Here is a 24,124-nt window from a genome sequence, read left to right on the forward strand (position 1 = left end):
GCGCGAGGGTGGAACATCAGCCGGCATGGCGTCGCTGCCGCAGGCGCTGCCGGAACAACGGGCGGTGGGTCCGGTCACGCGACCGGCCCCGCCCCCGATCGCCCGCGTCCGACGCCGCCGCCGTCCCTCGGGCGAGCCCCCGCCCCTGCCCCGCCAGCTGCGGGCGTCGGGAAAGTGGTGGCTCGGGCTCAGCGCAGCGGTGCTGCTCGCCTGCGTCGCCGTCGTCGCCACGGACACCATCCGCTACGTCGACGTCGCCGACACCCGGGTCCTCCAGGCCATCGCCGGTATCCGCTCCCCCGGGCTGACCGCCGTCGCCGACGCCGCCGGCATGCTCGCCGCCGCCGCGGTGCTGCACGTGATCTGGCTGACCGACCTGGTCCTGCTGGCCGTCTTCCGCCGCTGGCGGCACCTGTTGGTGTGGCTGGGCGTCGGCCTGCTCGTCATCAACGTCGGTGCGGCGATGGCGACCACACTGCAGCGGCCGCGACCGTTCGAGGTCCAGGTCCTCGGCGACTGGTCGGGCTTCGCCATGCCGTCGCTCCCGGTGACCGTGCTCGCCGCGCTCCTGGTCAGCACGCTGTACTCGCTGGTCCCGCCCGGCCGGATGCGCACGATCGGCAAGTGGCTGGTCTGCGGATTGCTGGTGGTCACCGCCGCCTCCCGGCTCTACCTGGCGCAGGACCATCCGACCGGGGTGCTGGCCGGGATCGTCCTCGGCGTGGCGACGCCCCTGGCCGCGTTCCGGCTGCTCACTCCCAACGCCGCACACCCGGTGCGGTACACCAGGTCGCGGCCGGCACACCTCGACGTCTCCGGCGAGCGCGGGGCGGCCATCGTCCGGGCGCTGCAGGACCAGCTGGGCCTGGTGGCCACCGACGTCGCACCCTTCGGCCTGGCCGGTTCCGGCGGGTCGACGCCGCTGAAGATCACGGTGAAGGCCGCCGGTCCGCAGGACGACGGCGGGAGCTGCGTCTTCGGAAAGCTGTACGCGGCCACCCACGTCCGCTCCGACCGCTGGTACAAGCTCGGCCGCACGCTGCTCTACGGCCGGTTGGAGGACGAGAAACCGTTCTCCACCGTCCGCCGGCTGGTGCAGTACGAGGACTACGTCCTGCGGGTCTTCTGCGACGGCGGGCTGCCGGTGCCCCAACCCCTCGGCATCGTGGAGATCACGCCCGAGCGGGAGTACCTGCTGGTCACCGAGTTCATCGCCGGGGCGCAGGAGGCCGGCGAGGCCGAGATCGACGACGCGGTGATCGACCAGGGGCTGGCCGTCGTCCGCCGGATGTGGGAGATCGGCATGGCGCACCGGGACATCAAGCCGGCCAACCTGCTGGTCCGAAACGGGACGCTGTACCTCATCGACTCGGCCTTCGCCGAGGTGCGCCCGAGCCCGTGGCGGCAGGCGGTGGACCTGGCGAACATGATGCTGGTCCTGGCGCTGCGCACCGACGCCGAGCGGGTGTACCGGCGGGCGCGGCGGCACTTCTCCGACGAGGAGATCGCCGAGGCGTTCGCCGCCACCCGCGGCCTGACCATCCCCTCGCAGCTGCGCCGCATGCTGCGTCAGCAGGGCCGCGGCCTGCAGGACGAGTTCCTCGCCCTGCTGCCCTTCCGGCTGCCCCCGGTCCGCATCCAGCGCTGGACGTGGCGGCGGGGCGGCCTGACCGTCGTCACGCTGGCCGCGGCCACGCTCGCCGGCTACGTGTCCGTCGGTCTGCTGAGGTCCCCGCTGTGAGGGGCCGGCGACGCCGTGCCCTTCTGCCCGTGGTGGCGGCGGGGCTGCTGGCCGGCTGCGTGCGGCCGGTGGTGCTCGGCGAGGACACGCTCGCCTGCCGGAAGGGCGACGACGGCCACCCGGCGAACGGCGTGGTCCTGATGGCCCAGTCGGTCCCGAGCGCGACCTGGGTGCCCTGCCTGGAGGTCATGCCCCTCGGCTGGGACCTCGCCGGGTTGGACGCCACCGAGAGCTCCGCGCGTTTCTGGCTCGACTCCGACCGCGACGGCGTGCACGCCCTCGAGATCGTCCTGACCCCCGCGTGCGACACGACGCAGGCCACCGAGATCCCCAGCGAGCGCGAGGGGATGCGCCGGTGGGAACGGGTGACCCAGGTCAGCCCGCAGTACGTCGGCACGCGGCACTACGTCTTCGAGGGCGGCTGCCTGAGCGTGCTCTTCCGGCTGTCCGGTGAGAATCGCTCCGAGCCCCTGGGGGTGGCCACGCAGGCCATCGGCGCGGTGACCCGCGACCAGGTGCGCACCGCCGTCCGGGACCGGACGGACGGCGAGCTGGCACTCGATCCTCCCGAGGACGGTGCCCGGTGAGCACCGCCACGGCCGCTGACGTCCGCAGGCCCCGCCCCCTCCGGTACCGCCTCGCGGGGCCGGTGCTGTCGGTGGGCCTGGTCGCTGCCGTCTTCGTCTGGTTCCTGCCGCAGTTCACCAGCCTCGCGCAGGTCTGGGCGGCGGTCGTCGACATGACCTGGCTGGAGAAGTCGGCGTTGCTGCTGGCCGCGGTCTGGAACCTGGTCACCTACCAGTTCGTGGTGGTCGCGACGACGCCCGGCATGACCGTGCGGCAGGCCACGGTGGCGACCGAGGCGGCGACCGCCGTGTCCAACACCGTGCTCGGCGGAGCCGCTGTCGCCGTCGGGCTCACCTACGCGATGAACTCCTCGTGGGGCTTCTCCCGCTCCCGGACCTCCGTCGCCCTGCTGATCGCCGGACTGTGGAACAACTTCGCCAAGCTGGGGCTCCCGGTGCTGGCACTGGCGCTGCTGGCGTTCACCTCGCCACCCTCGACCGCCCGGGTGCTCGCGGGGCTCGCCGGGCTCCTCGGGCTGGGTGCGGCGGCCGCCCTGCTCGGCGCCGTGCTGCGCGGCCCCGACACGGCCGCGCGGGTGGGCCGGGCGGCGGCCCGGGTGGCCTCGGCTGCGCGCCGCCCGTTCCGCCGGGCGCCGGTGACCGGCTGGGACCGGGCGACGGCGAAGTTCCGCGACCGCACCGTCCTGCTGCTGCGGGCCCGGTGGCACTGGATCACCCTGGCAACCCTGGTCAGCCATTTGTCCCTGTTCCTCCTGCTGCTGCTCTCGCTGCGCTTCGTCGGTGTGGGCGCCGACCAGGTGAGCCTGGCCGAGGCGCTGGCCGTCTTCGCCTTCGCCCGGCTGCTCACGGCGGTCCCGCTCACGCCCGGCGGCCTCGGCGTCGTGGAGCTCGCCCTGATCACCGGCCTGGCGGCGGCGGGCGGGCCGCGGGCGCTGGTGGCCGCGGCGGTGCTGGTGTTCCGGGCGCTGAGCTACGTCCTGCCCATCCCCATCGGCCTGGGCAGCTACCTGTTCTGGCGGCACAACCGGTCCTGGCGACGTGAGCCCAACGCCGCTCCCCGGACCGCGCTCGTCCCGGAGGCGGCGTGACCACCAGGGGCCGGTGCGGCTGATGCTCGTCGACTCCCGGAGGGGACTCGTGGTCAGCGGCGGGCTGCTGGCCGGCGCGGCCCTCGTCGGCGTGCTCGTCCTCCTGCCGGCCACGGCGCCGGCCGTCCAGGCGGTGGACGACGCGGTGTGGCGGTGGGTGGGCTCCGCGCACAGCGACGTGGCGACGGCGGTGGCGGTCGCCCTCTCCTGGATCGGCAGCGCCGAGGTCAACTGGCCGCTGCGGGGGGCGGCCCTGCTGCTGCTGGCCTGGCGGCGGCACTGGCTGCGCATGACGGCGTTCGCCCTCGCCGTCGTGACCAGCGAGCTGTTCATCGGGCCGGTCAAGGCGGCCACCGACCGGCCCCGCCCGCCGGGCGCCCTGATCGAGACGACGGCCGCCTCGTTCCCGTCCGGCCACGCCATCGCCACGGCGGTGACCGCCCTCGGGCTGGTCCTGGTGTTCGCCCGGCCGGGTCCGCGGCGCTGGCGGTGGGAGGTGCACGCGGTGGAGTTCACCGCGGTCATGGCGCTGTCCCGCGTCTACCTGCGGGCGCACTGGCTCTCCGACACCGTGGTCGGCGTACTGCTGGGGGCGGGGCTGGCGCTGGGGTGGCCGGCGCTGCTCATGCTCCTCCGGCACCGGCGCGACCCGACCGCCTCGACGTCCTGAGACCCGTCCTGCCGGGTACGGCGCGCTGTGGTTCAGTGGGAGAGGTCACAACTGCGTCTCGGGGCGGCGCCGCCGCCTCCCGGGCAGCGCGCCGAAGGAGTCCATCGATGGCCCAGCCGACGACCGAACCGGCCCGCACGGCCTCGGCTCCCCCGCCCCAGCACCCCGACGCCGCCCCCGCCGCCGGAGGCCCCGAGCAAGCGGCGGAGGCCGCCACGGGGCTCGACATGCTGCTGGTCGACGCCGCGCGCGGGCCGCTGCGCCGGCTCGTGCCGCCGGCCGGCACCGCCCTGCGCTTCGGCTCGGCGCTGGCCCGCAAGCCGGACGTGGTGGCGCGTCGCGGCGGCGAGCTGGCCCGCGAACTCGGAAAGGTCGTGGCCGGTCGCTCGGAGCTGGCGCCGGGCAAGAAGGACAAGCGGTTCACCGACCCGGCCTGGAGCGGCAACCCGCTGCTCAAGCGGGCCATGCAGGCGCACCTGGCCGCGGCCAGGGTGGCCTGGGAGCTCATCGAGGACGCCGACCTCGACTGGCAGGACGACGAGCGGATCCGGTTCACCGCGACGAACCTGGTGGACGCGCTGGCCCCGAGCAACGTCCCGGTCGTCAATCCGCTGTCCCTGAAGGCGGTCATCGACACCGGCGGAGCCAGCGCCTTCAAGGGTCTGCGGCGGATGGTCAAGGACCTGGCCAATCCCCCGCGGGTCCCGACGATGGTGGAGCCCGACGCCTTCACCGTCGGCGAGGACCTGGCGGTCACCCCCGGCGCGGTCGTCTTCCGGACCGACGTCTTCGAGCTGATCCAGTACCGGCCGACGACCGAGACCGTGCGCGCGCTGCCGCTGGTGATGGTGCCGCCGACGATCAACAAGTTCTACATCGCCGACATGGCGCCGGGCCGCAGCATCGTCGAGCACTACGTGTCCAGCGGCCAGCAGGTGTTCATGATGTCGTGGCGCAACCCCGACGAGCGGCACGCCGACTGGGACCTCGACACCTACGGGCAGGCCGTCCTCGACGCCATGGACGCCGTGGAGCGGATCACCGGCCAGGAGCAGGTGGCGCTCCAGGCGTTCTGCTCGGGCGGGATCATCACCGCGATGGTGCTGGCCCACCTGGCCGCCACGGGACGGCAGGACCGGGTCCGTGCGGTCAGCTACGCGGTCACCGTCCTCGACTGGGACCGGGCCGGCACCATGTCGGCGCTGATGGACGAGGAGGCCGTGCAGGCCGCCACCGAGCGCTCGCGGAAGAAGGGCTACCTCGACGGCGCGCAGCTGGCCGAGGTGTTCGCCTGGCTGCGGCCCAACGACCTGGTCTGGAACTACTGGGTCAACAACTACCTGCAGGGCAAGCCCCCGCCGAACTTCGACATCCTGTTCTGGAACGCCGACACCACCCGGATGACCGCGGGCCTGCACCGCGGCTTCATCGAGGTGGCGCTGAAGAACGCGCTGACCCGGCCGGGCGCGTCGCGCATGCTGGGCTCGCCGGTGGACCTGTCGGCGGTCACGGTGGACAGCTACGTGACCGCGGGGATCGCCGACCACATCTGCCCCTGGCAGTCCTGCTACCGCAGCACCCAGCTGCTGGGCGGCGAGAGCCGGTTCATCCTGTCCACCAACGGCCACATCGCCTCGCTGGTCAACCCGCCGGGGAACCCGAAGTCCACCTTCCAGGTGGCGGAGTCCACCCCGCCGGACCCCGACCGCTGGCTGCAGCAGGCCGAGACGGTCAAGGGCTCGTGGTGGCCCGACTTCATGAGCTGGCTCGGGAACCGCTCCGGCGAGGAGATCCCGGCACCGCGCGAACTGGGCGGGAACGGCCTGGAGGTGCTGGCCGAGGCGCCCGGGACGTATGTCTTCGACAAGTAGGCCGGGCGTCGTCCGCAGCGTGACGGTCGGCGGCCGGACCCTGCGGGTGGCCGTCCGGCCCGGCACCGACGACGAGGTGCCGCCGCTGCTGCTGATGAACGGCATCGGCGCGAGCCTGGAGGTGCTGCAGCCGCTCGTCGACGCCCTCGACCCCCGGCGGACCGCCATCCGGTTCGACGTGCCCGGCGTGGGTGGGTCGCCGCGGCCCGTCGTCCCGTACGTGCTCTCGACGCTGACCCCGGTGGTGGCCGGGCTGCTCGACCGGCTCGGCCACACCGGGCAGGTTGACGTCCTCGGCCTGTCGTGGGGCGGTGGGCTGGCCCAGCAGTTCGCCGTGCAGCACCGGCGGCGCTGCCGGCGGCTGGTGCTGGCCGCGACGGGCACCGGGACGTTGATGGTGCCGGCGCACCCGCAGGTGCTGGCGCGGATGCTCACCCCGCGCCGGCACCGCGACCCGGAGTACGCGCGCGAGATCGCCGGCCTGATCTACGGCGGGACGATGCGCACCGACCCCGAGCGGGCCGCGACCGCGTTGCACACGCACACCCGGGTCGGCCCCCGGCGCGGTTACTACTACCAGCTGGCGGCGAGCACCGGCTGGAGCAGCCTGCCGTTCCTCCGGCTGATCCGGCAGCCGACCCTGGTGATCGCCGGGGACGACGACCCGATCATCCCGGTGGTCAACGCCCGGCTGATGGCCCGGCTCATCCCCCGCGCCCAGTTGCACGTGTACCGCGGCGGGCACATCGCGCTGATCACCGAGTCCGACGAACTGGCCCCGGTGATCGACGGGTTCCTGGACGACTGACCGCGCCGCGCCGGGGCCGGTCAGGCGCCGACGTGGCGCTCGTACTGCTCGAGGACGTCGTCGATCAGCTGCACGTGCGTGTAGTTCATGACGTCGTAGGTGGCCACGTCGCTGCCCCGGCTCCCGGCCCCGCGCAGGTGCACGTCCAGCCGCGGGTAGCCGGCGTCCACCGGCTCGCGGACACCTGCGCCCTGGCGGGTCACGTCCCGGGACTGGATGCGGTAGCGGAAGGGCGCCCTCCCGTCCTCCTCCGCCACGAGCTCGACGGCTGTGCGGCCGAGCTCGTCGGTGATCCAGCGCGCCTCCGACCGCAGCCCTCGCGCCCGGAGCTCGGCGGCCACTTCCGCCAGTGCCGGCCGGACGGTCTCGCGGAGGTACTGGTCCGCCCCCTCCCGCCCCGTGGCGACCGGCTCGCGGCGACGCCGCCGGAGCCGGGCCCGGCGCCGGGCAGCGGGCCGGCGCGACGGGCCTACCCGGTGCCGGCTGGAGGCGCGGTCGGCCTCCTGACGCAGCGCGCGGTACAGCCCGACCATCACCAGCACCATCACGAAGCCGAACGGCAGCCCCATGATGATGGTGGCGTTCTGCAGCGCCGGAACCCCGCCGACCACCAGCATCGCTGCGGTGAGGACGCCGGTGGCGACCGCCCAGATGATCCGGACCGGCGGCGCCGCGTCGTCCTGCGGCTGCCGCAGCCGGGACGACAGGTTCGCCATCACCAGCGCACCCGAGTCGGCCGACGTCACGTAGAAGAGCAGCCCGATGAACGTCGCGATCGCGGCGACGAACGGGAAGGCCGGATAGTCCATGAGCAGCGTGTAGAAGCCCCGCTCGGGGGTGTTCATCGCCGTATCGCCGAACGCCGCGTCGCCCTGCCGGATGCGGTCGATGGCGCTGTTACCGAAAATCGAGACCCACATGAGGATGTAGCTGAACGGCAGCAGCAGCGTCCCGGCGACGAACTGGCGGATCGTGCGCCCCCGCGAGATGCGGGCGAGGAACAGCCCGACGAACGACGCCCAGGCGATCCACCAGGCCCAGAAGAACAGGGTCCAGCCGTTCAGCCACGCGTCCGGCCGGTCGTAGGCGAAGGTCTGCATCGTCCGCTCCGGGAAGCTGCTGACGAAGTCGCCGACGTTGAGGACCAGCCCGTTGAGCAGGAACGCGGTGTTGCCGGTGACCAGGATGAACCCGGCCAGGCCCAGGGCCAGGATGACGTTCAGCTGGGAGAGCCGCTTGATGCCCCGGTCGATACCGCTCACCGCCGACACCGTCGCGACGGCCACGGCCAGCAGGATCAGGCCGAGCTGCGCGGTCCGCCCCTCGGGGATGCCGAAGAGCACGTAGAGCCCGTAGTTCAGCTGCACGACCCCGATGCCCAGTGACGTCGCGACGCCGAAGATCGTGCCCAGGACGGCCGCGATGTCCACCCCGTCGCCCAGCGCGCCGTGCACGCGCCGGCCGAAGACGGGGTAGAGGGCCGACCGGATGGCCAGCGGCATGTTCATGCGGTACGCGAAGTAGGCCAGCGCCATCCCCATCAGCGCATACATGCCCCAGCCGTTGATGCCGTAGTGGAACAGCGTCCAGACCGTCGCCTCGCGGGCGGCTTCGACGGTCTCCCCTTCGCCGACCGGCGGGGCCAGGTACTGGGTCACGGGCTCCGCGACGGCGAAGAACATCAGGTCGGTGCCGATACCGGCCGCGAACAGCATGGAGGCCCAGGCGAACGTGCTGAACTGCGGCGCGGAGTGCTCCGGTCCGAGCTTCACCCGCCCGTACCGGGAGAAGGCGATGGCCAGGACGAACACCAGCACGACGGTGGCGAAGGCGATGTAGAACCAGCCGAACCACTCGGAGGTCCAGCCCACCAGCGAGCCGATCGTGTCCGCGGCCGACGCCGGGCCGGCCATGGCCCAGAGGGCGACGACCAGGACGCCGAGCAGCGCCCCGAAGAGGACCCGGCGCCGCGGCCCGCCCCCCGATGCCGCCTGGACCGATCGAGCCATCCGTTCGCTCATCTCAGCTCACCCATCCTGCTGATCGCGGTGAGCTCTGCCCACGACTTCGACGTCCCGACACCGGCTGGGATCGTGACACACCCGGCGGCGTGCGGCAGGACGACGGCCGCTCGGACCGCGGTCAGCGCCGGCGCCGGTCACGGCGCGGCGCGAAGGTCCGCCGGACGCGGTGCCAGCGGTTGGGGGTGCGCTCGGCGTCCAGCAGCTCGGTCGCGGCCAGGGCGCGGTCGACCACGTCCTGTGCCGGCGGCTCGAACGGCCGCAATGTCCGGCCCGCCGGCGTCCGCAGGCTGTCCACCGCACGCGCCAGCGACCCGTCGTGCTCCTCGACCGCCGCGGCCACCGCGGCCGCGGTGCAGCCGAGGTGCTCGCCGAGCAGGCGGTCCCGGATCGCGAGGAGGGTGCCGGCCACGTCGTCTCGGCGCGGGTCGTCGGGCCGGGTCTCGATGGTGAGGTCGCACTCCGTGTCCAGGCCCATGGACCGGTTGTTGAGGTTGGAACTGCCGATCCGCATCAGCCGGTCGTCGACCACCAGCACCTTGGCGTGCACGTACACCGGCCGGCCCTCCTCGGTCACCGGCACGTAGATGCGGAACCGGTCGTGGACGTCGGCCTGCCGGACGATCTGCAGCAGCCGGGCGCGCGCGGTCCCCATCGCCTTCTCCTCCAGCCAGCCCTCCGCGGACTCCGGGTTCACGAGGACGAACTCGGGGCCGTCCACCTCGCCCAACCGCTCGGCGATCGCCTCGGCGATCCGGCGGTTGGCGAAGTACTGGGCCTCGATGTAGACGGCGTTCCGGGCGGCCGCGATGGCGGCCAGCCACAACAGCTCGATCTCCTGCACCAGCTCCGTGCCGCCGTACGCCGGACGGGTGCGCGAGATGGCCACGTCGACGTCGGTGAGCAGCGGCTCCACCCCGTCCGGCCAGCAGGGCTCGGCGCCCTCGACCGGCTCCAGCCGCCTGCCGGTACCGCTCTCCCACCGCTCCCGGGCCAGATCGCCGAGGGCACGGGCCGCGGGACCGGAGACCAGGCTGGTGACGTCGTGCCAAGGGCCGGTCGGCCGCCGTGAGGTCGGCCGGTGCCGGTGCCGGTGCCAGTCGGGGTGGTCGGGGGTGTCCCACCGGTCGGCCGTGACATCGATGCCGCCGGCGAAGGCGAGGCAGTCGTCGACCACCACGATCTTCTGGTGGTGGGCGGCACCCAGCGGGTGGTGGTGGTCGACGGCGAACCGGAGCCGCTCGTGCGTCCGGCGACGGAGCAGCGGAACCGGCAGCACCCCGCGCCGCAGCGACTCCAGCATCCCCATGCCCCACTGCAGGACGCCGATCTCGAGCTCGGGATTGGCCCGCACCGCCGCCTCGAGCACCCGCCCGAGCCGATCGTCCCGCGCCCGGCCGGGGGTGCGCGGATCGAGCCGGATCCGGGGCTCGAAGTCCCAGCCGATGAACAGCACCCGGCGCTCCGCGCGCAGGACCACCTGCTTCAGGACGGCGAAGTAGTCGGCGGCGTCGACGAACACCACGTGCCGGTCCGCCCGCTCGATCCGCCAGCAGGTCTCGCCCGGCACCAGGACGGTGTCGCCGTCGACGCCCGCGACGGCAGGCCCGGCGCCGTCGGGCCGCGCCGGCGCGCCGTCAGGCACCCGACGCCACCGTCCCGCAGGGCGACGAACGCCACCGGCCGGGCGACGATCGGGGGCACGGCCGGAGGCCGGGACGGAGGATCACCCGGAGGAGTCTGCCGGAGTCGGGACGGCGGGAGCAGCCGTCCTCCCCCGGACGGGCGGGGGGCGGGTCCGCCGGCTGGTCCGCCGGGGTCAGGCCTGCCCGGCCGGTTGGCTCCGGCGCAGGAGCGCGCCGGCGTCCGCGGCCGGCATCGGCCGGTAGAGCAGGTAGCCCTGCGCCTGGTCCTGGATCCGCCGCAGGCCGGCGACGGCGGAGCCGAGCGCGGCCGACACGGTCCGCACCTCGCGGGGCCCGGCCACCTCGACCTCCACCAGCGAGCCCTCGCTGATCTGGGTGGCCTGGCCGGCCAGGAGGCGCAGCGCCCGCGCCACGCTGTGGCCGAGGAGGATCGCCCCGAGCAACGAGCCGGCGAGCAGGCTCGCACCCAGGACGAACACGAGCTGCAGCCGGTCGTGGGCGCGCTCCCGGTCCGCGGAGACCAGCTCCTGCACCTCCGAGACGGCCGCCGCCACGAGCTCGGTGAGCAGGACGCTGCGCTCCTGGCTCGCGAAGATCAGCGTGACCACGTCGCCGATCTCCATGTCCCGCGCGACCCCGGCGCCGAGGCCGGTGGCCAGCACCCCGTCGACCCGGGTGACGGCCGGAGAGCCCCGGGTCTCCCGCCACTGCTCGACCAGCGGGTCCTGCGAGAGGCTGTCCATCTGGCGCTGCGCGTCGGTGTAGTCCAGCCAGGCGGTCTGCCAGGCGGTCCGGGACCCGATGATCGTGTCGCCGCCGCCGGTGAACAGCGAGCCGAGGTAGAGCGGCATCTGCCGGCTGGCGCTCTGGGCCAGGTGCGCGACCGTCTGCACGTCGCGGATGGCGCGGAGCGTGGCACCGGGAACGCCCTCCGCCGTGGCGGCGGCGGCCGCCGTCTCCTGCGCGGCCATGAGGTCGGTGGACACGGCCAGGAAGCCGATGTAGACCTCCTCGACGTCGAGCTCGCCGGAGTGGCTGAGGTTCCGCAGCACGGCGAGATCCGCCGCGGCGCGGTCGGCCGCCCGGGCGCCGATGGAACCGGCAGGGACCTGGGCGAGCGCCTCGTCGGTGAGCTCGCGGGCACGCTCGGCCTGCTCCATGGCGGTCGAGCGCTGTGCCTGGAGCAGGGAGGTGGGGATGCCGAGCGCGGCGGCAGCGGCCGGGTCGTCGATCACGTGGAGGGAGAGGATCGGCATCATCTCCCGCTCCGCACCGCTGCGGGCGGCGTCGAGCAGCGCCAGGGCGCGCACGGCTGCCTCCGCGCGCTCCGCGCTCTCCGCCTCGGCGGCCCGGGCCTGCGCCGCGGCGGCGGCCAGGACGACCACGCCGACCAGCGGCAGCAGCACGAGGGCGGCCAGGTACCGCCACAACGGCGCTCCCCGCCGTCGGCCATGGTCGGCTCCCGCGAAGATCCGCACGATCTCGTATCGGCACCCCGGCGCACGCCTTGAGGGGTCCCGCTGCTCCTTCCGGGTGAGGGCGACCCGGGTCCGGGTGGCCGGGAAGCGCACGGTTGCTGTCCGGCGGAAATGTCGGACCCGTCCGCGATGCTCGGCGCCCACCGCAGCACCGAGGAGAACCGTGATCCCCATGCCCGCCCGTCTCGACCGTCCGGGCACGGCCTGCCCGTCCACGGCGGCACCACGCCTGCCGGCCCGGCTGCGTCGCCGCCGGAGCGTCGTCGTGCCCGCAAGGCTCGACGAGGTGGAGGTTCAGCCGGTCGGCGCGGTCACCAGGTGCGCGCCGGTGGAGCCGAACTCCTCGACGGGGAACCCCATCTGACGCAGCACGGTCGCGACGGCGGCGGTCATGGTGCGCTGCACCGCCGCCTCCATGGCGGCGCCCCGCACCTGCTGCACGCTCATCCGGTCGTGCTGGCGCCAGGTCACCAGCACCCCGATACCCGCCGGGTGCGGCATGAGGCAGACCCCGCCGGCTCCGTCCGCCTCGGGCCCCGCGCCTCCGTGCACGGGCAGACCGGCCTCCAGCAGCGCTGCGGTCAGCTCGACCGCCACGGTCGCCAGCGCATCCTCGTCGTCGGCCATGTTCGGCTCCCAGTCCTCCGGAAGCCGGTCGAGCTGGCGACCGAGCTCGGCCAGCCACTCGCGCTCCTGCGGCGACTGCCTCCGGACCACGCCGCCGTCGGGACGCCGGACTCCGTGGACGGCGGAGGCGGTCTCCGCCAGGCCGGCCGACCAGAGCGCCCAGTCGGCCTCCAGCCGGTCGGCGAAGGGACCGGCCACCGTGGAGCCATCCGCCTGGTCGACCAGCCACCATGCGGTGGCCGAGGGCCCCTCGGCGATGTGCCGCCCGGCCGGGTGCGTGGCCAGGCCGACCGCGGACCGCTCCGGCGCCGGCCGCTGCGCCCCGCGGCGGGCCTCGCCGGCGGCGGTCCCCGCTCGCACCGGCACCTCGCCGTGCGCGGGCGCCGGCTGCAGAGCCCGGACGCCGTTGCGCTCGAACTCGTAGCGGGCGGTGGAACCGGCGGCCAGCACCACGACGAGCGCGATCAGGCCGAAGCAGCCCAGCAGCGGTCCGGCGACCGCCAGCAGCTCACCAGGCACGCCAGGCCCCCTGCGGTCCGGCACCCCAGGACGACGCCCGGCGCGACAGGTCCTGCACGCGGGTCGCCCACCGGTGGTGCGGCAGGCCCGCCGGCCGCGGCACCTCGGCGGGCTCGTCGGCCATCAGGTCCAGCAGCAGGGCCAGGGCCTCGCTGTCGGGGACCTCTCGGACGGAGACGGACGGTTCGGCGACCGGGACCGCGGTGGCGTGCACAGGAACTCCTCGCAGGTCGTGCTCCGCGGCTGGGAAGCGCCGCGGACGGCCCGAACGTTAGGTCCCGACGGGGTCGGCGCCGGCCGCTCCGACGGCGTCCGGGCCCGCTCCGTTTCCCTTTCGTTGCAGACCTCCGCCGGGGCGTGCGGCGATCCGCAGCAACGCTCGGCGACCTGTCGACAAGGCGCCCGTTCCTGAGCGTGCGCGCCCGGCGACCGGACGTCGGTCATGCCCGGGCGGCGCCGGCGCGCCGGCGTGTCGCTATCCGACGGCGGCGAGGAATGCGAGCACCCGCTGCACCACCAGAGCCGCGGCGGCCGGGTCGTGCTCGGGCAGGCTGCGGTCGGTGAACAGGTGCCGGTCGCCCGGGTAGCGGAACAGCTCGGCGCCGTCGATCGTCTCGGCGAGGGCACGGGCGACGTCGGCGTCACCCTGCTCATCGGCGTCCATGGTGTGGAACTGCACCGGCACCCCGGGGGGCCAACCGTCCCCGAACTCCCCGAGGGGGACGGCGGCGTGCATCAGCACGGCACCGGCCGCACCCGGCCGGGTCTGGGCCGGCAGCTGCGAGGCACCCGCATGTCGGTACCAGCCGCTACGGTCCGGGCCGTGACCGAGACGAGCACGGAGAGGCGATCAGCCGCGCCGCACGTGGCCGACACCCACGACCTGATCCGGGTGCACGGCGCACGCGAGAACAACCTCAAGGACGTCAGCGTCGAGATCCCGAAGCGCCGGCTGACGGTCTTCACCGGGGTCTCCGGCTCGGGCAAGAGCTCGCTGGTGTTCGCGACGATCGCCGCGGAGTCGCGCCGGATGATCAACGAGACCTACAGCGCCTTCCTCCAGGGGTTCATGCCGACGCAGGCGCGACCCGACGTCGACGTCCTGGACGGACTGACGACGGCGATCATCGTCGACCAGGAGCGGATGGGAGCGAACCCCCGGTCGACGGTCGGCACCGCCACGGACGCCAACGCCCTGCTGCGCATCCTGTTCAGCCGGCTCGGGCAGCCGCACGTCGGGTCGCCGCAGGCGTTCTCGTTCAACGTCGCCTCGATCAGCGGCGCCGGCGCGGTCACCTTCGAACGCGGCGGAGAGAAGGTGAAGGAGCGTCGGGAGTTCAGCATCACCGGCGGCATGTGCCCGCGCTGCGAGGGCATGGGCCGGGTCACCGACTTCGACCTGACCCAGCTGTACGACGACAGCAAGTCGCTCAACGAGGGCCCCTTCACCATCCCGGGCTTCAGCGCGGACGGCTGGTACGGCCGCATCTACGGCGGCTCGGGCTTCTTCGACCCGGACAAGCCGATCAGGAAGTACACGAAGAAGGAACTGCAGGATCTCCTCCACAAGGAACCCACCAAGATCAAGGTCGACGGGATCAACCTGACCTACGAGGGCCTGATCCCCAGGATCCAGAAGTCGATGCTGTCGAAGGACCGGGAGGCGATGCAGCCGCACATCCGGGCGTTCGTCGACCGGGCGGTCACCTTCACCACGTGCCCGGAGTGCGACGGCACCCGACTCAGCGAGGCGGCCCGTTCCTCGACGATCAAGGGGACCAGCATCGCCGACGCCTGCGCGATGCAGATCAGCGACCTGGCCGAGTGGGTCCGCGGCCTGGACGACCCATCCGTTGCCCCGCTCCTGACGAACCTGGGCGAGACCCTCGACTCCTTCGTGGAGATCGGTCTCGGCTACCTCAGCCTGAACCGGCCGGCGGGCACCCTCTCCGGGGGCGAGGCGCAGCGCACCAAGATGATCCGCCACCTCGGCTCCGCGCTGACCGACGTGACCTACGTCTTCGACGAGCCGACGATCGGTCTGCACCCGCACGACATCCAGCGGATGAACAACCTCCTGCTGCGGCTGCGCGACAAGGGGAACACCGTGCTCGTCGTCGAGCACAAGCCGGAGACGATCGCGATCGCCGACCGCGTCGTCGACCTGGGGCCGGGCGCCGGCACGGCGGGCGGCGAGGTCGTGTTCGAGGGCACCGTCGAGGGGCTGCGCGGCAGCGACACCCTCACCGGCCGCCACCTCGACGACCGGGCCGCACTCAAGGAGTCGGTGCGCACGCCCACCGGTGCCCTGGAGATCCGCGGCGCGCGGCAGAACAACCTGCGCGACGTCGGCGTCGACATCCCCCTCGGCGTGCTGATCGTGGTGACCGGTGTGGCCGGCTCCGGCAAGAGCTCGCTCGTTCGCGAAGCTTGCGGAGCGAAGGTGAGGATCAGCCACGGGGACCTGGCCGGACGCGACGGCGTGGTCGTCGTCGACCAGACCGCCATCAAGGGCTCCCGCCGGTCCAACCCCGCCACCTACACCGGGCTCCTGGACCCGATCCGCAAGGCGTTCGCCAAGGCCAACGGCGTCAAGCCCGCGCTGTTCAGCGCCAACTCCGAGGGCGCCTGCCCCACCTGCAACGGGGCCGGGGTCGTCTACACCGAACTGGGCGTCATGGAGACCGTCGCCACCACGTGCGAGGAGTGCGAGGGGAAGCGGTTCCAGGCGGCGGTGCTGGAGTACCGACTCGGCGGCAAGAACATCGCGGAGGTGCTGGCGATGTCGGTGGCCCAGGCCGAGGCGTTCTTCGGTGCCGGCGAGGCGCGCACGCCGGCCGCGCACAAGATCCTCGACCGGCTCGAGGACGTCGGGCTGGGCTACCTCACCCTGGGCCAGCCGCTCACGACGCTGTCCGGTGGCGAGCGGCAGCGGCTCAAGCTGGCCACCCACATGGGCGAGAAGGGCGGGGTCTACATCCTCGACGAGCCGACGACCGGCCTGCACCTGGCCGACGTGGCGAACCTGCTGGGTCTGCTCGACCGGCTCGTGGACTCCGGCACGTCGGTCATCGTCATCGAGCACCACCAGGCGGTCATGGCGCACGCCGACTGGATCATCGACCTCGGCCCCGGCGCCGGTCACGACGGCGGCCGGGTCGTCTTCGAGGGCACCCCCGCCGACCTCGTCGCCGCCCGCTCGACCCTCACCGGCGAGCACCTCGCGGCCTACGTCGGCAGCTGAGCCGGAGCCGCCGTAGGGGCCGGGGCGTCGACCGCTATCGCTGCTGCCGGCGCGCGACGAGCACGAGGACGCCCAGGACGACGACGAGGGGGGCCCACGACGGCAGGCTCAACGGCCCGAGAAGGACGCCGGCGACGAACAGCAGGACCTGGAAGCCCAGCACGAAGGCCACCAGCAGCCCCACCCAGAAGAGCACCGGGCGCTCCGTCTGCAACTGACGCAGGTAGTCCATCGTCTCTCCTCGATCGTGCGGTCCAGGACCCGACTCGACGACACCACCGACTGTCGCCTCTCCGGCCACCGGGCTGATCGGCCGGGCCCGGGTCGTTCAACACATCGGCAGCGCCGACCGGGGCGGAGGACCGACGCCCTCGACAACGCACCGGGTGCGGCTCGGCGTCCCCGCCCGCCCGTGTGACTTCGCCCGCCGAGCCACCGGTCGTCGCCGCCCCGCTTTCCTGCGCAGTTACTCCGGGAGTGGGCCCCGTGGGGATCGAACTCTCAACCCGCGGATCAACAGCTCCCCCGAGACGCTCTTCTGAGCAGCGAGAACCCGGCCGACGCGGACGTCATCGGCCGCTGGATGAGCGCGGCGATTTCCGGCGTCTATGCGATTGCGGTTCTCGAGCAGCTCAGCGACCGGTCGCAGCACCTCGTGCTCCACGAGACCAGTCTGCGCCGAGGCGCGGGAACGAGAGGCGGTCTAACGACAGGAGAGAGGCCCCGTGCAACGGGGCCCCTTCCTGGTTCATCGAGCTAGCCGAGCAGTTCCCCTAGTCGCTTCACGTCCACCTGGAGTCGCTCGACGATGTTCGACAGCGACCCGTTGTCGTGCTCGACCATGCCGCGGAGAATCCATCCGCGGACCAGGGTCGACACCGGCACGTCCATCCGACGTGCGATGGTCTCGATGGCTGCGATGTCGTTCGGGTCCAGACGGACGGAAAACACCTGGGCTCGATTGCGGTTGCGTCGAACGCCGGCCGCGGGCAGATCCTCCCCGCGAGTGAGTTCCGAAGCGTTCCGCTCGTCGACCGCAACCTTCTGCAACTCCTCGTGCGTGAGCTGACTCATCCTTCCGCCTCCTCTCGATACCTGCGGCTGTCGGTGCTGTTGGAGCGCCACCCGTTGACCCCGTACCAGCCGCTTCCGTCCAACTCGGTGTCAGCGTGCAGCAGGATGACGGTGAGGATGGCGCGGGCGGTCTGGGAGTAGCCGATGACACGCACGCTGAGACCTGATCGACTCTTCGGGTCCGGGTCGAACCAAAGAGCATCGACGTCGTTGACGGCTTCCGTGGCCTCCCCTGGGCTCACCTGGTGGCGGCTGAACATGTGGTCGACCGCGTCCGGGAGGAACGTCCAGTCGACCTTCTCGATCACCCGGTTAGTGTATGACGCGCTGTAATACGCGACAATCGTTCGCAGGCAAGGTCCCACGGGCGGGTCAGCGCCTTCGGCCTGTTCTGACCAGAGGCGCTGACCCGCTCACGGTGGGTTCGACATCGTCCTCGACGGCATCAGCGTCGAGCTGGCGCCGTCGCCCTGAGGAGACCGCCGTTCCCCGACTGCACCGCCGCCCGCCGCCCGCTCTCGACGGACTGGACGCCCTCGAACCAGCACTGGATACGAGCAAGATCACGAGGTGACACGTCTCATGCATTCGCGGTGGGTGGCACTCGTTGTGACGAGTAGGCGGGCGCTGCGAGTGGATGCCGTGCGGCGTCGCGCGGGACGATCGCGCCATGGCCCAGCGATCGGGTGAGGACCCGCAGGTCCTCCACCGGAAATCGCAGGCCGCGATCCTGTCCAGCCTCGCCGACGGGAACGACGACGCCTTCGAGCTCATGCTGTCGGTCCGGCCGTACGACGTCCGCGGCCACTTCACGCCGGACGTCGCACTGCTCGAGGTGGCAGCGGCGGCGCTCGGGCTGGCCAGCCCGCCCGGAAACGAGCGGCTGGAGTACGAGGGACTGACGGATCGCTACCTGGCCGACCTGATGCTCGACGGCCGCACCCTGCACCGCCGGACGCAGTACGCCATCTACGCGGCCGCATGCATGCGCGGCGGACTGCATCCCGACCTGCTGATGGAGGCCGGCGGCTGGAAGCCGAGGCTGTGGACGCACGCCGTCTCGGCCGTCGTCCTGTACAGCCGAGCTGCGGCCGACCGCCTCGGGGTACCCCTATCCGAGGTCGCCTCGAGGGTCGCTCAGGAGCTCGGCCTCGAGCTGTCCGAGGGGACCTGAGCGAACTGCCGGCTGCAGGACCGATTCTCCGGTCCGGGCGACGATATCCCGAGAACTTCCGCCACGGAGTCCCCCATGGACGGCTCCATCAGCCGCATCACCCTCAGCGACGGCTCCGTCCGCTACCGCGCCCGATACCGGGATCTGAGCGACCGTCAGCACGAGCGTCGCTTCAAAGGCAAGGTCGATGCGTAGCGCTGGCTCGACGAGCCCACCTCGGCCCTCGTCACGCAGACCTGGACGGCGCCGGAGCGGGGCCGGGTCATGGTTAGCGAATGGGCTGAACGGTGGCTGTCCTCGCAGACCGGCGTGAAGCCGAGCACGCTCTATCGCTACGGGAATCTGCTACGGACGCACGTCCTGCCGACCTGGGGACGCTATCGGCTCGTCGACGTCATGCACGCCGACGTCGCCGTGTGGGTCGCGGAGTTGCTGGGCCAGGGGTCCGCGCCAGCCACGGTTCGCCAGGCTCACCGCGTCTTCTCGCTGCTGCTCAGTCTCGCCGTCCGCGATGGACGCATCCCACGCAACCCGGCCGAGCGGGTGCCGCTGCCGAGGGTCACCCGCAACGAGCCGAGGTTCCTCACCCACGACGAGGTCGAGCGGCTCGCGGACGTGGCAGGTGAGGACGGAGACATCATCCGGCTGCTGGCCTACACCGGACTGCGCTTCGGCGAGATGGCCGCCCTCCGAGTCCGCCGCGTCGACTTCCTCCGGCGCCGGCTCACCATCGCCGAGGCCGTCACCGAGGTCGGCGGGCGGCTGGAGTTCGGCATACCGAATACTCACCAGCAGCGAACCGTGCCCCTGCCCGCGACCCTCGCCGAGTCGCTGGCCCGCCGCTGCGAGGGCAAGCAGAGCGACGACCTGCTGGTGACCACGGCCAGCGGCACGGTGCTGCGGCTGCGGAACTGGCGTCGGGCCGTCTTCCATCCGGCGGTCCGGACGGCCGGGCTGAGCGACGTCACCCCACACGACATCCGGCACACCGCCGCCTCTCTCGCCGTCGCCAGCGACGCGACCGTCAAGAGCGTCCAGCGGATGCTTGGGCACGCCTCGGCGGCCATGACGCTGGACGTGTACTCCGGCCTGTTCGACGACGACCTGACCGCTCTGGCCGACCGGATGGACGCCGCCGCGCGGGCAGCCGCGGATGCGCGTGTGGGCGCCGTGTGGACGCGGCCACCAGCCGAAACTCCCGCGAAGGGGGAACGTTCAGGTCAGCGCGGTGGGCCCCGTGGGGATCGAACCCACAACCCGCGGATTAAAAGTCCGCTGCTCTGCCAGTTGAGCTAGAGGCCCCTGGGGCCGGCGGCCCCAGGTGGTCCAGGAGCGGCAGGCGAGACGCCTGCCGGCTCCGGGACCGCTGGAAGGCTACCGCCGGGAGCGTGGGCGTCCGCCTCGCACACCGTCTGCTCGCGGGGATGCAGACACCGACCTGAGGACGGGTGGAGTCCGCACGCCCCCGCCGCGGGTGAAGGGTCACACCCGCCCGGAGCCCCACCCCGGCACCGCCGGTCATAACCTTGAGGGCAGCGACACACGGATCGCGGTGACGCACGTCATGACCGCGCGATCCCGAGGAGCGGCCGCTTTCGGCCGACGATCGATGCAAGGGCGCTGCGGCGCCTCGCCCAGCACCGCCAGAGAGGCAGACGTGACTTCCCAGCGCAGCGTTCCCGACAGCGCGAACCCCGACGTCGTGCTCGTCGGGGCCGGCATCATGAGCGCCACCCTGGCCGAGCTGCTGCAGATCGTCGCCCCCGACTGGAGCGTCACCGTCTTCGAGTCCGGCAGCGCCGTCGCCGGCGAGAGCTCCGGCCCCTGGAACAACGCCGGTACCGGGCACGCCGCCCTCTGCGAGCTCAACTACACCCCCGCGGGCCCTGACGGCCGGGTGGACCCGACCAAGGCCGTCACGATCAACGAGCAGTTCCAGATCTCCCGCCAGTTCTGGTCGCACCTGGTGCACCGCGGGATGACCGGGTCGCCGAAGGAGTTCATCACCCCGGTCCCCCACCTGAGCTTCGTCACGGGCGAGGACGGGCGGGCCTACATGCACAACCGGCATGCCGCGCTCGCCGCCCAGCCGCTGTTCGAGGATCTCCAGTACACCGAGAGCCACGCCCGGATGGCCGAGTGGCTGCCGCTGATGATGGCGGGCCGCGACGCCGAGCAGGTCGTCGCCGCCACGCGGTCGGACGCCGGCACCGACGTCAACTTCGGCGCCCTCACCCGGCTGATGCTCGACGACGTCTCGACCCGCGGCGTGAACGTGCACCTCAACCAGCGGGTGGACAGCCTGGAGAAGGAGACCGACGGCCGCTGGAAGGTGACCGTCCGCGACACCGTCTCGGGTGAGCGGGTCACCGTGCGCACCCGCTTCGTCTTCGTGGGCGCCGGCGGTGGCGCTCTCCCGCTGCTGCAGAAGGCCGACATCCCCGAGATCCGCGGCTTCGGTGGTTTCCCGGTCAGCGGGATGTTCCTCCGCTCGCGGTCGCCGGAACTGGTCGCCCGCCACCAGGCCAAGGTGTACGGGCAGGCCGCCGTCGGGGCGCCGCCGATGTCGGTGCCACACCTGGACCTGCGCCTCATCGACGGCGAGTACGCGCTGCTGTTCGGCCCCTACGCGGGCTTCTCGCCCAAGTTCCTCAAGGCCGGCTCGATGTTCGACCTGCCCAAGAGCGTCAAGACCAACAACCTGGGATCCATGCTCGGCGTCGCCCGCACCGAGCTGGCCCTGACCAAGTACCTCGTGGGCGAGGTACTGCAGTCCCGCTCCGCCCGGCACCGCACCCTGCAGGGGTTCGTGCCCACGGCGGAGCAGCGCGACTGGGACATGGTGACCGCCGGCCAGCGGGTGCAGGTCATCAAGCAGGACCCGACGACCGGAAAGGGCGTCCTGCAGTTCGGCACCGAGCTGATCGTCGGTGAGAACGGCAGCATCGCCGGCCTGCTGGGCGCCTCCCCCGGGGCCTCCACCGCCGTCTCGGCGATGCTCACCCTGCTGGAGCGGTGCTTTCCGCAGCGCATCGACGCGTGGCGCCCCCTGCTGCAGGAGGCGATCCCCTCCTACGGGCACCCGCTCAACGACGACCCGGCCCTGCTCGCCCAGGTGCGGGCCGACACGATGCAGACCCTGGAGCTCAACGGCTGACGCCGGAGCCGCCGCCCGCTGGTGCGGGCCCGCCGCACTGACGACGACGCCGCGGGCGCCCGGCCCTTCCAGAGGGCCGGGCGCCCGTGGCGTCACAACACGCCGAGTGCCAGGAGCAGGATCAGCGTCAGGAGCGCCGACAGCAGGAGCGAGCCGAGGCAGCCGAGACGGCCGGAGAAGAGGAAGAACACCTCGTCCGGGTGCCCGCAGCAGACCTTCCGCCACACATCGTGTGCCCGGGCTCACCCGCCCGCGCAGTGCACCACCCGTTCAGGGGATCGCGGGTCACCACGGCGACTACGTACCGTCATCGTCGTTCCGGTCGGGGAACGCGTCACCGCGTCCCTGCTCCGCCGACACGTCCGCCCAGCGCTCCGGTGCCCGGCGGGTACGACCCCGGCCCGGCTGACCCGTTCCCCCCGGGGCGGCCGGGCCGGCTTCTTTCCCGGGGGCGGGTTCCCCGGGAAAGGCGCCTCATCCCCCGCCGCGGTCCTGGCAGCTCCGGGCGACCAGATCGGTCAATGCGCCGAGCAGGCGATCGTCCACCGGCAGGTCGACCACCACCGGCGGCGCCGTCCCCAGCCGTACCTCCCACGGGAACAGGTACGGCTGCTTAGCCTCGGCCAGCACGTGCGCGTCGCAGGTGGCAACGGTGAACCGCACCGGGCCGTCGGTCATCGCCTCGCCGGCCTCGAGCGGCAGGGGCGCGTCCGCCGCCACGTCCACCAGGACGCTGCCGCCCACCCGCTCGACGACGACCCGGTCGTCTCCCGCACGCCGAATGAGGGTCAGCCGGCCGGCCAGCCCCTCGTCCTCCGCGACCAGTCCGGTGATCCGGACCTCCACCGCACCGGCCACCGCCTGGGCAGCGCAGTCCTCGCGGTGGACCCGCTGGAGCACCGCGTCCCCCAGCGGGACGCGCAGCTCCTCGACCGCCCCATTCGGTCGCACAACCGTGATGCGGGCGCTCGATGTCGCCGGCTTCACCCCGCACATGACGTCTCCGTGGGGCGTCGGCAGGTCGATCACGCGGTCGGGGACGAACGCTGCGCTCACCGCGGTCGGCGCCAGCGGCGCGAAGCCCGGCGCGTCCAGCGCCACGGCGGTCACGGTGAACGGCTCGTCCCCGGTGTCGGTGATCCGCAGCTGGATCCGGCCACCGACGACTTCGTCGGTCCGTAGCCGGACCGCCTCGGCCCGGATATCCGGAACCGCCGCCACGGTCGAGCCGGACGGCGCCGGCCGATCACCGGCGGGTGCGGCCGGTCCACCGCAGCCGGTCGCGGCCACCGCCGTCACCACCAGCGCGGCCGCCCCTCTCATGACGCCGCAGCGTAGGACTCGGCGGCGCCTCCGGGAGGGGTCAGCGGTGGCGGCTGGGCACGCGGGCCATGACCCGCCCCGCCTCCATGCGCGCCTCGAGCTTCTCCTGCGGGTTGGCCGCCGGGCCGCGCCGCGGCTCACCGTTGTCCAGGTCGAACGCCGATCCGTGCCACGGGCAGACGAGGCACTCACTGCCCCGCACCGTCTCCACGACGCCCTCGTCGAGCGGGCCGGACAGGTGCGAGCACGCCCCCACGAAGACGTCGACCCGCGCCCCGCGGCGTACGACGGCCAGCGGCACCGCCATGCTGCCGCCCTTCCCGGTGCGCATCGTCGGCCGGCCCTCCGGCAGGTCGTCGAGCGGCCCGAGGTCGATCCAGTCGGAGGACAGCGCCCGCACGGCGGTCGCCGCGTGCGAGGCGCCGGAGGACTGCGCGTAGGACATGTGCCCGCCGATCGCCGCCGCTCCCCCGGCGACGCCCAACCCGCTGTAGGCCAGCACCCGGCCGAGCGTGCCACGGCCCTTCGACCGGGCGACCAGGGATCCGACGTACAGGCCGAGGGCCGCGGTGTTCAGGACCGCGTGCACCGCACCCAGCCGGCGGACCCCGGCACCCTGCTCCGACCAGTCAGCGGCGCCGGACATCGCCGCCGGCACGGCGGCGGCCACCCCGGTACCGATCAGCAACGTGGCGGCCGGGCGCAGCCGAGGCACCGCGTCCAGCAGTCCGGCGGAGACCCAGGTGCCCACCGGCACCTGCACCAGCACCGGGTGCAGGGGATGACCCAGCCAGGTGCCGTGGAGCACGTCCTTGAGCCCGCTCGGCAGGCCCTGCACGGCGCGCCGGGCGGGCTCGATCGCCGTGTCGATCGCCGACACGTCCGCGTAACGGTCCAGGAAGCCCATGAGACTCATGACGGCACCCCTACCCGCGCGGTCGCCGGGTGACGCACCGGTCCGACGACCACTCCCGGACGTCCGCGGCAGTCACTCCCGGGCAACCGTGAGCAAGGACACGGGTGAAGCGCGAGGTCGCCCGGCATGTATAGGCGTGACAAGGGTTGGGCCGAGGAGGAGCCTTGACCCTGCTCCGCC

The 24,124-nt window shown here is 72.9% G+C and carries 21 protein-coding genes, 1 tRNA gene and 1 pseudogene; 10 read left to right on the forward strand and 13 right to left on the reverse strand.

The annotated features are described in order from the left end of the window. Window positions 1-25 precede the first annotated feature (25 nt). From BLASA_RS20950 to phaZ, 6 genes are all read left to right on the forward strand, one after another. Window positions 26-1,741, forward strand: a complete 1,716-nt coding sequence (locus BLASA_RS20950) for a phosphatase PAP2 family protein (RefSeq protein ID WP_014378261.1) — start codon at window positions 26-28, stop codon at window positions 1,739-1,741. A gap of 29 nt (window positions 1,742-1,770) precedes the next feature. Then, on the forward strand, window positions 1,771-2,328 hold the full coding sequence (locus BLASA_RS20955) for a hypothetical protein (RefSeq protein ID WP_014378262.1): 558 nt from the start codon (window positions 1,771-1,773) through the stop codon (window positions 2,326-2,328). Then, window positions 2,325-3,416: a lysylphosphatidylglycerol synthase transmembrane domain-containing protein gene (locus BLASA_RS20960; protein WP_014378263.1), complete on the forward strand. Its 1,092-nt coding sequence runs from the start codon at window positions 2,325-2,327 to the stop codon at window positions 3,414-3,416. Before BLASA_RS20955 ends, BLASA_RS20960 begins: the two co-directional genes overlap by 4 nt. Window positions 3,417-3,438: 22 nt before the next feature. Next, entirely contained in the window at window positions 3,439-4,086 is a 648-nt protein-coding gene (locus BLASA_RS20965) for a phosphatase PAP2 family protein (protein ID WP_041776819.1), read from the forward strand. 107 nt (window positions 4,087-4,193) lie between these two features. Then, on the forward strand, window positions 4,194-5,957 hold the full coding sequence (locus BLASA_RS20970) for a PHA/PHB synthase family protein (protein ID WP_014378265.1): 1,764 nt from the start codon (window positions 4,194-4,196) through the stop codon (window positions 5,955-5,957). After that, entirely contained in the window at window positions 5,941-6,765 is an 825-nt protein-coding gene (gene phaZ / locus BLASA_RS20975) for a poly(3-hydroxyalkanoate) depolymerase (protein WP_041775886.1), read from the forward strand. The genes BLASA_RS20970 and phaZ overlap by 17 nt, the downstream gene beginning before the upstream one ends. Before the next feature lie 20 nt (window positions 6,766-6,785). Here the strand turns inward: phaZ and betT are convergent, their stop codons facing one another. The 6 genes from betT to BLASA_RS21005 form a co-directional block, all read right to left on the reverse strand. Beyond that, complete coding sequence (gene betT / locus BLASA_RS20980; RefSeq protein ID WP_014378267.1) at window positions 6,786-8,774, reverse strand: choline BCCT transporter BetT; 1,989 nt, start codon at window positions 8,772-8,774, stop codon at window positions 6,786-6,788. A 133-nt stretch (window positions 8,775-8,907) separates the two neighbouring features. Beyond that, a complete protein-coding gene (locus tag BLASA_RS20985) occupies window positions 8,908-10,431 on the reverse strand; it encodes a phospholipase D-like domain-containing protein (RefSeq protein WP_014378268.1) in 1,524 nt (507 codons plus the stop codon). A gap of 174 nt (window positions 10,432-10,605) precedes the next feature. Beyond that, window positions 10,606-11,862: a HAMP domain-containing protein gene (locus tag BLASA_RS20990; RefSeq protein WP_014378269.1), complete on the reverse strand. Its 1,257-nt coding sequence runs from the start codon at window positions 11,860-11,862 to the stop codon at window positions 10,606-10,608. A gap of 342 nt (window positions 11,863-12,204) precedes the next feature. Next, on the reverse strand, window positions 12,205-13,056 hold the full coding sequence (locus tag BLASA_RS20995; RefSeq protein ID WP_014378270.1) for a hypothetical protein: 852 nt from the start codon (window positions 13,054-13,056) through the stop codon (window positions 12,205-12,207). Then, window positions 13,046-13,270: a hypothetical protein gene (locus BLASA_RS21000; protein ID WP_014378271.1), complete on the reverse strand. Its 225-nt coding sequence runs from the start codon at window positions 13,268-13,270 to the stop codon at window positions 13,046-13,048. The genes BLASA_RS20995 and BLASA_RS21000 overlap by 11 nt, the downstream gene beginning before the upstream one ends. A gap of 261 nt (window positions 13,271-13,531) precedes the next feature. Continuing rightward, the gene (locus BLASA_RS21005; protein WP_166486618.1) at window positions 13,532-13,792 is read right to left on the reverse strand and encodes a dienelactone hydrolase family protein; all 261 of its coding nucleotides are present in this window, start codon (window positions 13,790-13,792) and stop codon (window positions 13,532-13,534) included. An 87-nt stretch (window positions 13,793-13,879) separates the two neighbouring features. Between BLASA_RS21005 and BLASA_RS21010 the strand changes: the two genes are divergently transcribed. Next, window positions 13,880-16,300, forward strand: coding sequence for an ATP-binding cassette domain-containing protein (locus BLASA_RS21010; RefSeq protein ID WP_041775888.1), 2,421 nt, complete (start codon window positions 13,880-13,882; stop codon window positions 16,298-16,300). 34 nt (window positions 16,301-16,334) lie between these two features. Here the strand turns inward: BLASA_RS21010 and BLASA_RS21015 are convergent, their stop codons facing one another. From BLASA_RS21015 to BLASA_RS21025, 3 genes are all read right to left on the reverse strand, one after another. Continuing rightward, window positions 16,335-16,532 carry a hypothetical protein gene (locus tag BLASA_RS21015; RefSeq protein ID WP_014378274.1) on the reverse strand — a complete coding sequence of 66 codons (198 nt, stop codon included), beginning with the start codon at window positions 16,530-16,532 and terminating at the stop codon, window positions 16,335-16,337. Between the two features lie 524 nt (window positions 16,533-17,056). Continuing rightward, the gene (locus BLASA_RS21020) at window positions 17,057-17,374 is read right to left on the reverse strand and encodes a hypothetical protein (protein ID WP_014378276.1); all 318 of its coding nucleotides are present in this window, start codon (window positions 17,372-17,374) and stop codon (window positions 17,057-17,059) included. Beyond that, the gene (locus BLASA_RS21025; protein WP_014378277.1) at window positions 17,371-17,682 is read right to left on the reverse strand and encodes a hypothetical protein; all 312 of its coding nucleotides are present in this window, start codon (window positions 17,680-17,682) and stop codon (window positions 17,371-17,373) included. Before BLASA_RS21025 ends, BLASA_RS21020 begins: the two co-directional genes overlap by 4 nt. Before the next feature lie 362 nt (window positions 17,683-18,044). Here BLASA_RS21025 and BLASA_RS21030 point away from each other — a divergent pair, with 362 nt between their 5' ends. Next, complete coding sequence (locus BLASA_RS21030) at window positions 18,045-18,548, forward strand: hypothetical protein (protein WP_014378278.1); 504 nt, start codon at window positions 18,045-18,047, stop codon at window positions 18,546-18,548. Window positions 18,549-18,812: 264 nt separating this feature from the next. Then, window positions 18,813-19,574 (forward strand): annotated as a pseudogene (locus BLASA_RS21035) (tyrosine-type recombinase/integrase); the annotation flags it as partial. Between the two features lie 203 nt (window positions 19,575-19,777). Here BLASA_RS21035 and BLASA_RS21040 read toward each other — a convergent pair. Next, window positions 19,778-19,850, reverse strand: a tRNA-Lys gene (locus BLASA_RS21040). Between the two features lie 355 nt (window positions 19,851-20,205). Between BLASA_RS21040 and mqo the strand changes: the two genes are divergently transcribed. Further along, on the forward strand, window positions 20,206-21,705 hold the full coding sequence (gene mqo, locus BLASA_RS21045) for a malate dehydrogenase (quinone) (protein WP_014378281.1): 1,500 nt from the start codon (window positions 20,206-20,208) through the stop codon (window positions 21,703-21,705). Between the two features lie 92 nt (window positions 21,706-21,797). Here mqo and BLASA_RS26385 read toward each other — a convergent pair whose 3' ends face one another. The 3 genes from BLASA_RS26385 to BLASA_RS21055 all read right to left on the reverse strand — a co-directional run bounded on the left by BLASA_RS26385 (window position 21,798) and on the right by BLASA_RS21055 (window position 23,944). Continuing rightward, window positions 21,798-21,932, reverse strand: coding sequence for a hypothetical protein (locus BLASA_RS26385; RefSeq protein ID WP_014378282.1), 135 nt, complete (start codon window positions 21,930-21,932; stop codon window positions 21,798-21,800). 247 nt (window positions 21,933-22,179) lie between these two features. Continuing rightward, the gene (locus BLASA_RS21050; protein ID WP_014378283.1) at window positions 22,180-23,028 is read right to left on the reverse strand and encodes a hypothetical protein; all 849 of its coding nucleotides are present in this window, start codon (window positions 23,026-23,028) and stop codon (window positions 22,180-22,182) included. 40 nt (window positions 23,029-23,068) lie between these two features. Continuing rightward, window positions 23,069-23,944 carry a Rieske (2Fe-2S) protein gene (locus BLASA_RS21055; RefSeq protein WP_014378284.1) on the reverse strand — a complete coding sequence of 292 codons (876 nt, stop codon included), beginning with the start codon at window positions 23,942-23,944 and terminating at the stop codon, window positions 23,069-23,071. Between the last annotated feature and the right edge of the window lie 180 nt (window positions 23,945-24,124).

Source organism: Blastococcus saxobsidens DD2, assembly GCF_000284015.1.
Lineage (GTDB): Bacteria > Actinomycetota > Actinomycetes > Mycobacteriales > Geodermatophilaceae > Blastococcus > Blastococcus saxobsidens_A.

What these genes read in the sequence shown, in the direction of transcription:
- BLASA_RS20950 (WP_014378261.1), top strand. Translation starts at nt 26, where the DNA reads ATGGCGTCGCTGCCGCAGGCGCTGCCGGAACAACGGGCGGTGGGTCCG.
- BLASA_RS20965 (WP_041776819.1), top strand. Translation starts at nt 3,439, where the DNA reads ATGCTCGTCGACTCCCGGAGGGGACTCGTGGTCAGCGGCGGGCTGCTG.
- BLASA_RS20970 (WP_014378265.1), top strand. Translation starts at nt 4,194, where the DNA reads ATGGCCCAGCCGACGACCGAACCGGCCCGCACGGCCTCGGCTCCCCCG.
- phaZ (WP_041775886.1), top strand. Translation starts at nt 5,941, where the DNA reads ATGTCTTCGACAAGTAGGCCGGGCGTCGTCCGCAGCGTGACGGTCGGC.
- betT (WP_014378267.1), bottom strand. Translation starts at nt 8,774, where the DNA reads ATGGCTCGATCGGTCCAGGCGGCATCGGGGGGCGGGCCGCGGCGCCGG.
- BLASA_RS21005 (WP_166486618.1), bottom strand. Translation starts at nt 13,792, where the DNA reads ATGCACGCCGCCGTCCCCCTCGGGGAGTTCGGGGACGGTTGGCCCCCC.
- BLASA_RS21015 (WP_014378274.1), bottom strand. Translation starts at nt 16,532, where the DNA reads ATGGACTACCTGCGTCAGTTGCAGACGGAGCGCCCGGTGCTCTTCTGG.
- BLASA_RS21020 (WP_014378276.1), bottom strand. Translation starts at nt 17,374, where the DNA reads ATGAGTCAGCTCACGCACGAGGAGTTGCAGAAGGTTGCGGTCGACGAG.
- BLASA_RS21030 (WP_014378278.1), top strand. Translation starts at nt 18,045, where the DNA reads ATGGCCCAGCGATCGGGTGAGGACCCGCAGGTCCTCCACCGGAAATCG.
- BLASA_RS21050 (WP_014378283.1), bottom strand. Translation starts at nt 23,028, where the DNA reads ATGAGAGGGGCGGCCGCGCTGGTGGTGACGGCGGTGGCCGCGACCGGC.
- BLASA_RS21055 (WP_014378284.1), bottom strand. Translation starts at nt 23,944, where the DNA reads ATGAGTCTCATGGGCTTCCTGGACCGTTACGCGGACGTGTCGGCGATC.